Source organism: Leisingera sp. CC-HEC096 (assembly GCF_059429235.1).
In genome coordinates, this window is the sequence record NZ_JCAIJS010000006.1 from 85033 (window position 1) to 99432 (window position 14400).

The window sequence follows — 14400 nt, forward strand, 5'->3', positions numbered from 1 at the left end:
TCCTGTTTTCTCTGCTCTTGTTACTCTTCCGGCTGCTCAGGCTGGTCTTGCTGCCAGCGGCCGTGAAGCTCTGCCATGATCTCTTCCGCGTGGGCGTCGAACCAGGTGTCAAACCCGGGCGTGTCCTTGCCGGAGATCGTCAGGGTGATGCCCTTGGCGGTGGTCTTGATGCCTGCGACCTCAGCGCCGTTGCTGCCGGGCAGGGCGCGCGTCTTGGGCGGGGCAGGGGCTGGTTCCGGCGCCTGGGTCACTCCCTGGGCGTGTTTTAGAACCGCCTCGAACCGCCCGTCGGAGTCATAGGTCGTGAAATCGGGCCGGTTTGTCCGGGTGTGGGCCCGGGACCGTGCCGCGGGGTCGTCGAACAGCTTGACCAGCATCATCCAGCGGTCGCGGCCAATGCCGGGGGCAGAACCGATGGCCCGCAGGAAGGGCAGATCAAAGGCGGTGCCGACCTTCAGCATCCGCGACACCATCGGCAGGTCGATGGACAGCGCGGCGGCAATTGTCTGCCGTCCATAGCCATCGGCCTGCAGCTGCGCCGCAAAGGAAGCCTTTTCGATAAAGCTGAGGTCCTGGCGCGAGGTGTTTTCCTGGCCCTGGGCCATCACCAGTGCGTGGTCGTCCAGCTGCCGCACCATCGCCTTGACCGGCAGGCCCAGCTCGCGCAGCGCCTTGAGACGGCGGCGGCCATAGACGATTTCGAACCGCCCCTGCGTCTTGGGATGCGGGCGCAGCAGCACCGGCACCTGCTGGCCGTAGGTCTGCAAGCTGTCCTTCAACTGGTTGAAGGCAGCCCCATCCATGCCCAGGCGGTCCTCGTAGCCCGCGTCGTCAATCAGCGCGGTGTCGATTTCCTGCACCGCGCTTTCCTGCAGCTTGCTGAGCGAGGATTGCAGCGCCCCGACCGCGCCGCGCGGCATCATCTTGGGTTTCGGCCCGCCAGCGGATGCTGCCGGGCTGTTGAGTGCCGTGCTGAGAATGCCTTTGCGTGCCATCAACGCCTCCATGCTTGTTGAAGGAGCGACTCTATTTCATCGTTCACTTGATTGAGTGAATCCACCGCACGGTCATAGGTTGACCTGTGAAACTGGGATCTTTCGACCTCATAAACCGTCTGCTGGGTCAGGCCCGCGTCGGAAATCGCGGTGGATTTCAGCATCGGGGCGACCATGACCTCCTCGCCGAAAAGCTGCCGCATGAATGCAACCACCTGTTGCTGCGGTCCGTCGTTCGGCTCGTAACGGTTGATCAGGAACCGCAGGAAATCGAACTCCAGAGCTGCCCCGGCATTCGAGACGACATCCAGCAACTCGGCCGACATCTGCAGGAACTGCGACATCGAGGCGATGTCGAGCATGTTCGGCACCACGGTGATGATCACACCGGTGGAGGCGCAGAGCGCAGACATCGTCAGATAGCCCAGCTGCGGCGGGCAGTCGAAGATGATCACGTCGTAATCTTTCTCGACTTCCTCCAGCGCTGCAGCCATGCGCGCGAAAAACGCGGGCTGCACGTTGTTGATCAGCGCCTGCGGGGTCTCATGCTCGAATTCCTGCAGGATCAGCCCGCCCGGCGCCAGGTCCAGGCCGGTGAAATAGGTCTGCTGGATGATCTGGCGCAGGGGCAGGGGATCATCATAGCGGATTGCGTCATAAATCGTCCCTGTTTCGAGGAAATCGACCTCTGGCCTATAGCCGAAAAGCGTCGTCAAGGACGCCTGCGGGTCGATATCCACCGCCAGCACCCGGTAGCCCTTGAGCGCCAGCCGCTGCGCGGTGTGAATGGACGAGGTGGTTTTGCCCGATCCGCCCTTGAAGTTCAGGAAGGACAGCACCTGCACCTTGTCGCCCTCGCGGCGGCCGCGCAGGTAGGTGCCGGGCGTCTTGGCCGAGGCATCCAGGATCTTGCGCATTTCCAGCAGATCAGCGGCGGAATAATGGCGCCGGCCGCCCGGTGTGGTGTGCACCTCGGGGAATTTGCCTTCAAAATGCAGCTTGCGCAGGAAACTGGGGGAAATGCCCAGCATCTCCGCCGCTTCGCCGGCGCTGAACAGGCGCAATTCCTTCCTTGCATCCGGCGCAAAACTGGCCAGCATGTGGCTTTCGAGGGCCGCACTGAGGTTCTCCGCGTTTTCGCGGATTCGCTGATTGATGTGGAGTGCTACTGCCAACTGCTGCCCTCTCGATAGTAACGCTGTTTTGCGTCAGCGCTTTATTTATCGTTTCTATACGCAATGCGAACAGCGTTTTGCAATAGATTCCTTCATTTACAGGTTGCAGACCGGATATTAGGTTTTTTGCCGGCTTGGGGGAGTTGGGCAGAAAACGCTAATAAGCCACTGAAATGAATAAGTAAAATGACTTTCAGGCCGAACGGGGCAGGGGAGGCGCCAAAATCGCTTCCGCACTGTGCACGATCCGCAACCGGAGTCCGCGCGCGACTCGCCCCGGCCCGGAAACTCCCGCAGGGAAAGCAAAACAGGCTCTAATCAGGGTCTAAACATGCGGTGACAACCCCGTCGCCCTCGCACCGGCAGCGGCTTCCTCGCCCTCAAGGCGGATCCTTCAAATGGAATGTCGGTTTTTGCAACCGTATTTCGCAATCCTGCAGGTGAAACCCCAATCCTTTGGCGAAACTGCCGGTCAAAGGAGATCCCTGCCATGACTGAGCAAGCCACTGTCCCGCGCACCCGATCCGGCGGCCGCAACGCCCGCCGCGCCCTGCGCACCGCGCCGAAATTCGACATGCTGCCGGGCCTGACCCGCAACATCCCTCTGTGCGAGGTGATGGACGGCGCCCAGGTCGAGATGATCGACAATGCCTCGATGGACATTCTGGAGAATGTCGGCGTCCAGTTCCGCGACCCCATTGCGCTGGAGGACTGGAAGAAAGCCGGTGCCAAGGTCGAGGGCGAGCTGGTTTATCTGGACCGCGGCCTGGTGCGGGAGCTGATTGCAACCATCCCCAGCGATTTCACCTACCACGCGCGTGATCCGAAGAAGAACGTGCGCCTGGGCGGCAAGCACTCGATCTTTGTGCCGATGACCGGCGCGCCGTTCCTGCGCGACCTGGAGGATGTGCGCCGCAACCCGATGCTGGCAGACCTGGCGATGTTCCACAAGCTGGCGCATATGATGCCGGCCCTGCATTCCTCGGCCCACCACATCGTCGAGCCTTATGATCATCCGATCAGCCAGCGCCACCTGCGGATTACCTATTCGTCGATGAAATACTCCGACAAGACGTTCATGGGCATGACCACCAGCCCCAAGAACGCCGAAGACGTGATGGAGATGTGCGCGATCCTGTTCGGCGAGGATTTCCTGGAGGATCACCCGGTCACCACCGGCAACTGCAACGGCAACTCGCCGCTGGTCTGGGATGAAACCATGCTGGGCGCGATGCGCGCCTTCTGCAAACGCAAGCAGCCGGTGCTGTGCTCGCCCTTTGTCCTGGGCGGCGCCAACACCCCGGCCTCGGTCCCCGCGACCGTGGCGCAGCTGAACGCCGAGGCGCTGAGCGCACTGGCCTACACCCAGGTGATCCGCAAGGGCGCGCCGGCGATCTATGGCCACTACCTGTCGACCGTCTCGATGAAATCCGGCGCGCCGATGGCGGGCACGCCCGAGATTTCGCTGATGAACTTCATGATCGGCCAGATGGCGCGCTACTACGATGTGCCGTGGCGGACCTCCAACACCCTGGGCGGCGCCAAGACCTTTGACGCGCAGGCAGGTTACGAATCCGCAACCACCCTTCAGGCTGTCGTCCACGCCGGCGCCAACTACATCTGGCACTCGGCGGGCTGGAACGAGGCCGGGATGCATTGCTCGGTCGCCAAGTTCATCGTCGATGCGGAGCAATGCGCGATGGCTTACCGGATGGCGGAAGGCCCGAAATGGCACGACTTCGACCAGGCCATTGCGGCGGTTCCCGATGTCGGCCCTGGCGGCCACTACCTCGGCCACCCGCACACCCAGGCGAACTTCCAGGAAGCCTTCTTCATGCCGGAGCTGTTCGACAACAACTCGATCGAGCAATGGCAGGCCGAAGGCAGCGTCGAGATCACCGAACGCGCCCTGACCCGCGCCAAAAAGCTGCTGGCGGAGTACGAAGAGCCCAAGCTGGATGAGGCGAAGAACGAGGAACTGCTCGATTACATCGCCCGGCGCGAGCGCGAAATTCCCGCGGCGGATGAGCTGAATCAGAGCTACTGATCTTTCGTCCCCGACTGGCCCGCCCCTTAAACCGGGCGGGCTTTCTTTTTTCAGGGCAAGCACAGGAAGATTGCGGGAATCCACATCCACTTACGCGCTTTGCCTGCGAATAATGGCCCTGAACCACGGTCAATGGCGAAGCAAGGTCGCTGGACAATACGCTGGTGAAACTGACGGCCCGCAACGTCTGGACGGGCGGGGACGAAACCTGCCCGTTTTGGTCCATCTGCGCCGGATCCGGCGCCGCCGGCACCTGCTTCAAGACCTAAACCGGCCTTTCCGCTGCTGGAAACCGGTCGGCCCGCAGAATTCCTGGTGCTTACCTGGCCTGGCGCTCTGCAACCTGCGGGAAAGACCTGTTCTACAACTAAAAATGAGGGAAACCTTACACCTGCACTCGCATTGCGAGTGCAGCATTCCATTTTTGTAAGGAGAAAAACATGGAACGTAAGAGCATCCTCACACACATGCGGGCTATTGAAGACAGGTTCAACGCAGATGGCCTGACCCTCCATGTGTGTACCAACCCGGAAGTGCTGCCAGCCCTTCTTGAGGATGTGGGAAAGAAGCGCGTCCATCCGATGTCCGAGGTCAGTGCAGACGACCTGAATTCGGGCAGGGCATTCTGGCTCTTCCTGAAAAGGGAAGACCGTTGCATTACCTGCATCTCGGCCAAGAGTGTGGACCTTGGCAGCAAGGACTTCGGGAACTACTTCCGGGGCCTCGCATCCTCCCGCTATGGCGGCCGCGACGGGGTCGTGGCGAGCGTCTCGCAGCCGCTGGTCGATGAATTCCAGGGCAGGCTTATCTACTTCGGCGGTATCGAAGTTGCGCCGGACGAACGGGGCGGCATCCGCAGGCTTGGCGATTTCGCACAATATGTGAAGCTGCTGGCCGCCTCGCGGTGGGACTTTGATTGGATGTACACGATCATTGCCTACAAGCACCGCCGCCTGGCGGATGACTACGGTTTCAACGGCAAATACCGTAACGCGATTTCCTGGGCGGATCCGGTTCCGGAAGGCCTGGCAAACGATCAGATGATCCTAGGCCTCAACGCGGTCCACTTCTCGCACATTGTCAGCAGTGTCGAGCCAGGTCAGCTTTGAGAAAACAGCAGTCACCGGCTCCCCTTGGGGGCCGGTGACCCGCATTGTCACCTTGCGGTAGCCGCCGCGCACCCGCAACCCCTTGATGATCACATCCAATTCTTCATCAGTGACGATGTACGGAACCTCGCTGAGCATTCGATGCGAATGCATTGCGCGCTGAATAATCTTCTCTTCGAAGGATCCGACGATGCGGTAAAAGTCACGGTTCCCGGCAAGCATCAGCCGCTCTGCGGCGGCGCTGCGCTTGCCGATCTGGATCGGGTGCATGATCCGGTCCGTAGGCTCTAGAGGCTCGTAGATGTCAATCTGGTCCTCAAACCACTCCCAGTTGTTCAGCCGACCGCCTTCCTGGTGGTACCAATCCAGAATGTGGTCCGTTGTCACGTTGAACCCCGCCCTGGAGCACGCGGCATGTTCCGTATTGGCGGCCTCTGCCGCCCGCCAGCGGTTCAGTCGGGTTACAGACGACAGGTTTTCACCGGGCAGGTCAAAGAAGAACTGGATGGGAACGCGCAGGCCGGCGGAAAGAAGCGCCAGCGAGGACGCGGGGATTTCGCGGTTATTCCTCATCTGGCTTCGGAGCGTGCCGTAATTGACGCCCGAAATCGTGCAGGCTGTCTTCAATTTCACACCAGCGACCTTGCAGGCAGCATCAATGCGGTCAGCTATCATCCTCGCCTCAAAAGTTTACATATGTGAATTATTAAACCAATAGTTGACACCTATCAGTCTAAGCATCAACAATCAATGCGTGTGCGCAGTTTATGAATAGGCGAGTTTCTATTGGAGCAGACAGACAAAAAATTTTTTCACGCCGGGGGCGGCCGGGACTTGTCCCAAGGCGAACGCGAGCTCCTGAGAAAGGCCTGCGAGGCGTCTGGAAGAAGCCTTGGCTTTTGGTCTGATCTGACCGAAGGACTGGACCAGAGGTCGCTTGCGCTGCTGGTCTCACGGGCCCACATGGTTTCGCCGGACATGCCGGAGTCTTGCGGTACACTGACACGGGAGCAGAGCGAGGTAATTTCAATGCTATCGCAAGTTGGCCATCGCGACCGCGGGGTCTTTTTGCGGGCGCTGCGTGGTCTCATCGAGCTCCGGAAGGGGCGGTTAAACTAGCCCCGGCACCGGCAGACAGGTGGAAATCCTTCACCGGCCTCATAAGGTTAGCAGTTAATGTCGCCCCTACAGCGCCATCTGGACATTCCCTGTCACAGGCGTTGTCTGTTCTGCGCAGGTCTTCGGCCAGGTTATGATGAGTGTTGCGCAGCCGGTTATTGCGTGCTGTCTCACTGCTTCCGGGATCGTTCCGATGTCGCAGAACACTGTTCGCGCGCCCGGTTTGGCTGCATCAACGGCAATAACCACCGGCGTGCGCGGGGGGATGCCGAGGCGGAGCAGCGCGCCGCTTACGCGCGAGGCCTGCCGGACGGACATATAAAAGACAATCGTGGTTCCAGGCTTGGCATGGCGGGCACAATCGGGCAGCGGGTCGCCGGCCTTGCATTTCGCTGTGGTCAGCACCAGCGTGTCGGAAACGCCGCGTTCCGTCAGCGGGATGCCTGTTTGGGCGGCGGCGGCACAGGCGGCGGTGATGCCGGGCACAATTTCCGCGTCTATCCCTGCCGCACGCGCCGCTTCCAGTTCCTCCGCTGCACGCCCGAAAATGCCCGGATCTCCTGATTTGAGGCGGACAACGCGGCGGCCCTTCAGCACCTCCGCAACCATCACCCTGTTGATCTTCTCCTGCGGCCAGGAATGGGCTCCGACATGTTTGCCGACGAAAATCCGCCTGGCGGCGGGGGAGGTCAGTTCCAGGACTTCGGGGTCAACCAGGCGGTCGTAGAACACCGTGTCAGCCTGCTGCAGCCTGCGCACGGCCCGCAGCGTCAGGAGGTCGCTGGCGCCGGGGCCGGCCCCGACCAGTGCGAGTGTGCCGGAGGGGACCGGCGGTACGGAAAGATGTGTCATTTGCGAGCTCTCTATTCTGCGGCCTGTTTGAAGCGGGGGCGTGCCAGCAGCCGGGCAATGTCTGAGCGGCAGGAGCCGCAGCTGGTGCCCGCCTGCAGCGCCGCGCCGACATCGGCGACACTGACAAGGCTGCCCGTCTCGATGGCCCGCAGGATCGTGTTTGCCCCGACATTGAAGCAGGAGCAGACCACCGGGCCGGGATCCGGCAGGTCTTCCGCCGGCTGTCCGGTCAGTACCTCTGCCATGCCGGTGCCAGGCAATCCCGCAAGGTAGTCGCGGCGGACGGCAACCGGCTCCGGCGCTATGAACAGCGCCGCCATCAGCTTGCCGCCTTGGTGCAAGGCTAACCGGGCAATTCCCCTGCGGCTGTCCTCCATCATCTGGATCTCGGCATCGGGCAAGGCGAACATCCTGCGCGCCGCGGCCTCCGGACCGCAGAGGGGCGTCAGGCCGGCAAGTTCCGCGCGGTATCCGGTCTCCGTCCGCGCCATGGCCCAGTATTCTGCCTCGGGTTTCATCGGCCGGCAGGACACGGCAAAGCCATACCAGGCAGCTTGCAGGCGCTCCGCAGCCACCACCGAAGCCTTGCTTTCAGGCTGGCCGGACACCGGGTCGGTCGCAGCGGCAACCAAGGAGCAGACGCGCGCCGAAGGCGCAGTCTCCCCGGTCCAGTGCATCGGCACGAACAGGTCTCCGGGCTGGACATCCGCCGTGATCCGCGCCCGCAGGATCGCCTGCCCATGCGGGTTGCGCAGGCGCAGCAGGTCGGCGGGCTGGACCCCCAGCTTGCGGGCGTCCTCCGGGTGAATGTCGGCGAAAGGCTCGGCGAGATGCCCCGACAGGCGCGGGGACTGCGCGGTGCGGGTCATCGTATGCCATTGATCGCGGATGCGCCCTGTATTCAGGCGGAACGGAAAATCAGCGCTTGGGGCAGCCGCCGGCGGCTGGCAGCGGACCGGCAGCATCCGGGCCTTGCCATCCTGGTGATAGAACTTCCCGTCTGCAAAGAAGCGCCCGCCCTGACGGCTGCGGCTGACCGGCCAGCGGACCGGGTCCAGCGCGCCGTAGTCTGCATCGGACATACGGCTGAGGCCGGAGATATCGAAATCCAGCCCGAAACGGCCCGCGATCCCCGAAAGCTCTGCGTGCTCCCGGAAGATCTGCGCCGGGGTCTGATAGTCAAAGGCTTTGGCCCAGCCCATGCGCCTGGCCGTATCGGCCAGAATGTCCCAGTCCTGGCGGGCCTGGCCCGGCGCAGGAAGAACGGCGCGCTGGCGGCTGATGGTGCGGTCCGAATCGGTGACGGTGCCGTCCTTTTCCGCCCAAGCGGCGGCGGGCAGCAGCACATCCGCCAGCCGCGCCGTATCGGTCGCGGCGGTGATGTCGCTGACCACGGTAAAGTCGCAGGCTTTGATCGCGGCGCGCACGGCATCGCCCTCCGGCATGGTAACGGCGGGGTTGGTGTGGATGATCCACAGCGCCTTGAGCCGCCCGTCGCCCGCGGCGCGGAACAGGTCGACCGCTTTCAGGCCCGGGCGTTCGGGCATCGCGGGAGCACCCCAGAATTCCTGCACCGCAGCCCGGTGGCTGCTGTTCTCCAGATCCATATGGCAGGCCAGCATATTGGCCAGCCCGCCCACCTCGCGCCCGCCCATGGCGTTGGGCTGGCCGGTCACTGAAAACGGCCCGCAGCCGGGCTTGCCGATCCGGCCGGTTGCCAGATGGCAATTCAGGATGGCGTTCACCTTGTCCGTGCCGGAGGTGGACTGGTTCACCCCTTGGCTGAAGACGGTCACCACCTTTTCGGTGTGCATCCACAGATTGCAGAACGCTGCGATTTCAGCCTCCTCCAGCCCGGTCACCGCGGTATCGGAGGCAGAGGCGGCTTCCAGCGTCTCGCCCAGCCCCTCCACATGCCGCAGATACTCCGCATCCAGCGCGCCGCCCTCGTAAAGCGCCGCCAGAAGGCGGTTGAACAGCGCCACATCGCTGCCCGCGCGCAGTTTCAGATGCAGGTCCACCTGATCGCAACTTGCGGTGCGGCGGGGGTCGATCACCACCAGCCGGGTGCCGCGGGCTTCGCGTGCCGCCAGGATGCGCTGGTACAGTACCGGGTGGCACCAGGCGAGGTTAGAGCCCACGAGAACGATCAGATCGGCCTGTTCCAGATCCTCATAGGTGCCGGGCACCGTGTCGGTGCCGAAGGCGCGCTTGTGCCCCGCCACGGTGGAGGCCATGCACAGGCGCGAGTTGGTGTCGATATTGGCGGAGCCGAGAAAGCCCTTCATCAGCTTGTTAGCGACGTAATAGTCCTCGGTCAGCATCTGGCCCGACAGGTAGAAGCCGACACTGCCCGGGCCGTGCTCCTCCACCGCCTGCCGGAACTTGGCGGCGACCAGGTCCAGCGCGCTGTCCCAATCGGTTTCGCGGCCCTGTACCTGAGGCGCCAGCAGGCGGCCCTCCAGCCCGAGGGTTTCCCCCAGCGCCAGCCCCTTGGAACAGAGCCGTCCGTGGTTGGCCGGATGCTCCGGATCGCCGCGCACCTCCAGCCCGCCCGCGCCATCCGGGCGCAGAAGCACGCCGCAGCCGGTGCCGCAATAGGGGCAGGTGGAGCGCACCTCCGCCGGAGAGCCGCCCGCCATCACGCCGCGCTCCGCTTGCCGACGGCGGCGCCGTCGATCAGCAGGCGGCCAGCTTTGATCCGCAGCGGATAGGTCTCGATCCGGCCCGCGTCGGCGCCCTGCGCCTCGCCCGTATTGAGGTCGAACACCCAGTTGTGCAGCGGGCAGGTCACGCTTTGCCCGTGCACGATCCCTTCGGAGAGCGGGCCGCCCTTGTGCGGGCAGCGGTCGGAGGCGGCAAAGACCTCTTCCTCTCCGGTTCGGAACAGTCCGACGCAGCCGACGGGGGTCTTCACCACCCGCGCACCATGCAGCGGGATGTCGTCGATATGGCCAATGTCTATCCAGCTCATTCGGCAGCCTCCAGTGTGAGATTGGCAAGCGGCGTGTATTGCGCCCGCGTGGCGCTGTCCTGCGCGTGCTCCGCCCAGGGGTCCTTGCGGTAGACGGATTGCGACAGCTCGAACCGGGCGGCGAGCGCTTTGCGGTTCTCCACGTCGTCGACAATTTGTTCCTTGACCCAGTCGAGACCGACCTTGGCGAGCCATTTGTAAATCCGGTCCAGGTACTTGGCGTTCTCGCGGTAGATCTGGGTCATGGCCGAAATCACCTCGATCGCCTCCTCTTCGGTTGCCACCTTGCACAGCAGTTCAGTGCCCTTGATCTCCATCCCTGCAGCGCCGCCGACGTGGATCTCAAAGCCGCTGTCGACGCAGACCACGCCGATGTCCTTGCAGGTCGCCTCGGCGCAGTTGCGCGGGCAGCCGGAGACCGCGAGTTTCAGCTTGTGCGGCGTCCAGGAGCCCCAGAGGTGCTTCTCCAGCTTGATGCCAAGGCCGGTGCTGTCCTGCGTGCCGAAGCGGCAGTGGTCGGTGCCGACGCAGGTCTTCACGGTGCGCAGGCCTTTGGAATAGGCGTGGCCAGAGACGAGGCCTGCCTTGTTCAGATCGGACCAAATCGCAGGCAGGTCCTCGCCTCTGACGCCCAATAGGTCGATGCGCTGGCCGCCGGTGACCTTGACCGTCGGCACATCGTATTTGTCCGCGGCATCGGCGATGGCGCGCAACTCGTCGGGTGTGGTGATGCCGCCCCACATGCGCGGCACCACGGAAAAGGTGCCGTCCTTCTGGATGTTGGCGTGTTTGCGCTCATTCACGAAACGGCTTTGCGGGTCGTCGCGGTATTCCAGCGGCCAGTCCGCCAGCAGGTAGTAGTTCACCGCCGGGCGGCAGAGGTGGCAGCCGTTGGGGGTGGTCCAGCCGAGTTCCTGCCAGACCGCGGCCTGGCTTTTCAGCTCCTGCGACTTGATCAGGCGGCGGACGTCCTCGTGGGTGTGGGAGGTGCAGCCGCAAATGGGCTGGGCCTGCGGGGCGGCGTAGCCGTCGCCGAGCGTCACCGACAGGAGCTGCTCCACCAGACCGGTGCAGGTGCCGCAGGAGGCGCTGGCCTTGGTCGTGGCGCGGATCGCGCCGAGGTCGGTGGCGCCGCCTTCGATGGCGCTGGTGATCTGTCCCTTGCAGACGCCGTTGCAGCCGCAGATCTCCGCCTCAGGCGGCAAGGCTGCAACGGCTGACAGAGGGTCCGCGGAGGCGCCTCCCTGGAAGGCTGGTCCGAAGATCAGCGTCTCGCGCATCTCTTCGATGCCGGTGCCGTCCTTGATCAGGCCGAAGAACCAGCTGCCGTCGGCAGTGTCGCCGTACATGACGGCGCCAACCAGCCGGTCGTCTTCTATGACCAGCCGTTTGTAGATGCCGCGGGAGGGATCGCGGAAGACGATATCCTCGCGGGTTTCGCCCTCGGCGAAATCCCCGGCGCTGAACAGATCGCAGCCAGTGACCTTGAGCTTGGTGGCCAGCTCCTTGACAACAAAGGCATTGGGCAGGCCCAGAAGGCTGTCGGCCAGCACCTTGGCCTGATCGTACAGCGGCGCCACCAGGCCAAATAGATGGCCGTCAAACTCCACGCATTCGCCAACCGCATAGATATCCGGGTCAGAGGTCTGCATCTGCGCGTTCACCTCGATGCCGCGCGCGACATCCAGATGCGCGTCATTGGCAAGCCGGGTTTCCGGGCGGATGCCCACCGCAATCACCACCAGATCTGCGCCCAGCGTCTCGCCGCTTTCCAGAAGGACCGCCTGGGCGCGGTCCTCGCCCAGGATCGCCTTGGTCGAGGCCTGGGTTTTCACGGTGATGCCCCGCGCCTCCAGATCCTTGTGCAAGAGATACCCCGCGGCCTCATCCAGCTGGCGCTCCATCAGGTGGCCCATCAGGTGCAGCACGGTCACATCCATTCCGCGCTCTTTGAGCCCCGCGGCCGCCTCCAGCCCCAAGAGGCCGCCGCCGATCACCACTGCCTTGCCGCCCTTCGCAGCGGCCTCGATCATCGCATTGGTGTCATCCAGATCGCGGTAGGAAATCACGCCGGGCAGATCGTGGCCCGGCACCGGGATGATGAAGGGCGCGGAGCCGGTGGCGATCACCAGCTTGTCATACGGCACATGGCCGTTTTCGCCCTCGACCACTTTCATCTCGGGGTCGATCTTCACCACATGCTCGCCGAAGCGGCAGGTGACGCCGCGCTCCGCGTACCACGCGTCCGAGTGGGTGACGATCTCCTCATAGGTCTTTTCGCCCGACAGCACCGGGCTCAGCATGATGCGGTTGTAATTACCGCGCGGCTCGGCGTTGAACAGGGTGATCTCATAGGCGCCGGGGTCCGCGTCGAGCAGATGCTCGATCACCCGGCCAGAGGCCATGCCGGCCCCGATGATGACGAGTTTCTGGGTCATGGTCTCACTCCGCTGCAATCTGGTTTGCGGCTGCCTTGGGCTTGGGTGTCGCCCCGTGTTCGTATTCCTCGAGGAAATCGAGCACCTCCTGCCGGTAGGTGTAGTATTCCGGGTGCTCCAGCAGCGCCTTGCGGGTGCGGGGGCGGGGCAGGTCCACGTCGGTGATCTTGCCGATGGTGGCCTGGGGGCCGTTGGTCATCATCACCACCCGGTCGGCGAGCAGGATCGCCTCGTCCACGTCATGGGTGACGCAGATGGCGGTCACCTTGGTGCGGCTCCAGACCTCCATCAGCACCTCCTGCAGTTCCCAGCGGGTGAGGCTGTCGAGCATGCCGAAGGGTTCATCCAAGAGCAGCAGCTTGGGCGAGAGCGCAAAGGCCCGGGCGATGCCGACCCGCTGCTGCATGCCGTTCGACATGGCGTTTGCGGGCTTGTCCATCGCGTCCGCCAGGCCGACGCGCTCCAGGTAGTATTCCACCACGTCCTGCCGCTCCGCCTGGCTGGCCTTGGGATAGACCTTGTCCACCCCGATGGCGCAGTTCTCCCGCGCGCTGAGCCAGGGGAACAGGTTCGGCGACTGAAACACCACCGCGCGCTCTGGGTCGGCGCCCTCCACATGACGGCGGTCCAGCTTGATCGCGCCCTTGGAGATCGGGTTGAGCCCGGCGGCCATGGTCAGCACGGTGGATTTGCCGCAGCCCGAATGGCCGATCAGCGAGATGAATTCGCCCTTGTTGATCTTGAGGTTGAAATCCTCGACCACGGTCAGCGGCCCCTTGGGCGTCGGGTAGATCTTGTGGAGCTGGGAAAAGTCCAGGTAGCGTTCTTCGGCCATCGACTTGCCGGCCTCGGCAACCGCGGCTGGCAGCTTGTGGATCGGGGTCACATCCGGCAGCACCCTGTCGCCGCCGGTTTTGCCCTTGATGCCTGCGTCCATCAGGTAGCCGGTGACCGCCGCGCGCAGCGCCTTGAACTGTTCGTCGTGGTTCATCGCACTGCGGTCGCGCGGGCGGGGAAGGGTGACCTTGAACTCCTCTCCCAAGGTGCCGTCCGGGTTCAGCGCAATGATGCGGTCGGCCAGCAGGATCGCCTCGTCCACGTCGTTGGTGATCAGCACGCAGGTCTTCTTGTCCGCCTCCCAAATCGCCTCGATCTCATCGGCCAGATTGGCGCGCGTCAGCGCATCCAGCGCCGACAGCGGCTCATCCAGCAGCAGGACCTCCGGGTCCATCGCCAGCGCACGGGCCACATTGACCCGCTGGCGCATGCCCCCCGACAGCTCCGCGGGGCGCCGCGCGGCGGCGTGGGAAAGGCCGACCATCCGGATGTAATGCTCTGCCTTGGCCTGCTTTTCGCCAGCCGCCAGGCCGGGAAAGAGCGAGTCCACCGCCAGCCCCACGTTGCCCGCCACCGTCAGCCAGGGCATCAAAGAGTAATTCTGGAAGATCACGCCGCGCTCGGGGCCGGGGCCGGTGATCTGGCGGCCCTTGAAGGTGACGCTGCCGGACGTGGGCGTCTCCAGCCCGGCCATCAGGTTGATCAGCGTTGTCTTGCCGGTGCCGGAGAAGCCCAGCAGCACCAGGAACTCGCCCTCCTGAACGCTGAGGCTGATGTTTTTCAGCACGCCGGTGCGGTTTGCGCCTTCGCCGAAGCTTTTGCAGACATTGGTGAATTCAAGAATGCTCATGACG

General features: G+C 63.6%; 10 protein-coding genes. 2 read left to right on the forward strand and 8 right to left on the reverse strand.

Translation table 11 applies throughout. The features are described from left to right. Nucleotides 1-20: 20 nt before the first annotated feature. Both repB and repA read right to left on the reverse strand, forming a co-directional pair. The gene (repB, locus tag AC5STI_RS20780; RefSeq protein WP_495448163.1) at nucleotides 21-995 is read right to left on the reverse strand and encodes a plasmid partitioning protein RepB; all 975 of its coding nucleotides are present in this window, start codon (nucleotides 993-995) and stop codon (nucleotides 21-23) included. Next, the gene (gene repA, locus AC5STI_RS20785; RefSeq protein ID WP_495448164.1) at nucleotides 995-2170 is read right to left on the reverse strand and encodes a plasmid partitioning protein RepA; all 1176 of its coding nucleotides are present in this window, start codon (nucleotides 2168-2170) and stop codon (nucleotides 995-997) included. The genes repB and repA overlap by 1 nt, the downstream gene beginning before the upstream one ends. A gap of 490 nt (nucleotides 2171-2660) precedes the next feature. On the opposite strand from repA, the gene AC5STI_RS20790 reads away from it, so the two are divergent. Next, complete coding sequence (locus tag AC5STI_RS20790) at nucleotides 2661-4217, forward strand: trimethylamine methyltransferase family protein (RefSeq protein ID WP_495448165.1); 1557 nt, start codon at nucleotides 2661-2663, stop codon at nucleotides 4215-4217. A 440-nt stretch (nucleotides 4218-4657) separates the two neighbouring features. Then, a complete protein-coding gene (locus AC5STI_RS20795; protein ID WP_495448166.1) occupies nucleotides 4658-5326 on the forward strand; it encodes a hypothetical protein in 669 nt (222 codons plus the stop codon). Here AC5STI_RS20795 and AC5STI_RS20800 read toward each other — a convergent pair. From AC5STI_RS20800 to AC5STI_RS20825, 6 genes are all read right to left on the reverse strand, one after another. Further along, on the reverse strand, nucleotides 5264-5899 hold the full coding sequence (locus tag AC5STI_RS20800; protein ID WP_495448167.1) for a hypothetical protein: 636 nt from the start codon (nucleotides 5897-5899) through the stop codon (nucleotides 5264-5266). The genes AC5STI_RS20795 and AC5STI_RS20800 overlap by 63 nt on opposite strands. 612 nt (nucleotides 5900-6511) lie before the next feature. Further along, nucleotides 6512-7297: a uroporphyrinogen-III C-methyltransferase gene (gene cobA, locus AC5STI_RS20805; protein ID WP_495448168.1), complete on the reverse strand. Its 786-nt coding sequence runs from the start codon at nucleotides 7295-7297 to the stop codon at nucleotides 6512-6514. Nucleotides 7298-7308: 11 nt separating this feature from the next. Further along, nucleotides 7309-9939, reverse strand: coding sequence for a molybdopterin-dependent oxidoreductase (locus AC5STI_RS20810; protein ID WP_495448169.1), 2631 nt, complete (start codon nucleotides 9937-9939; stop codon nucleotides 7309-7311). Continuing rightward, nucleotides 9939-10271: a nitrite reductase small subunit NirD gene (gene nirD, locus AC5STI_RS20815; RefSeq protein ID WP_495448170.1), complete on the reverse strand. Its 333-nt coding sequence runs from the start codon at nucleotides 10269-10271 to the stop codon at nucleotides 9939-9941. The genes AC5STI_RS20810 and nirD overlap by 1 nt, the downstream gene beginning before the upstream one ends. Next, nucleotides 10268-12709 carry a nitrite reductase large subunit NirB gene (gene nirB, locus AC5STI_RS20820; protein ID WP_495448171.1) on the reverse strand — a complete coding sequence of 814 codons (2442 nt, stop codon included), beginning with the start codon at nucleotides 12707-12709 and terminating at the stop codon, nucleotides 10268-10270. The genes nirD and nirB overlap by 4 nt, the downstream gene beginning before the upstream one ends. A gap of 4 nt (nucleotides 12710-12713) precedes the next feature. Beyond that, entirely contained in the window at nucleotides 12714-14396 is a 1683-nt protein-coding gene (locus AC5STI_RS20825; RefSeq protein WP_495448172.1) for an ABC transporter ATP-binding protein, read from the reverse strand. Nucleotides 14397-14400 lie beyond the last annotated feature (4 nt).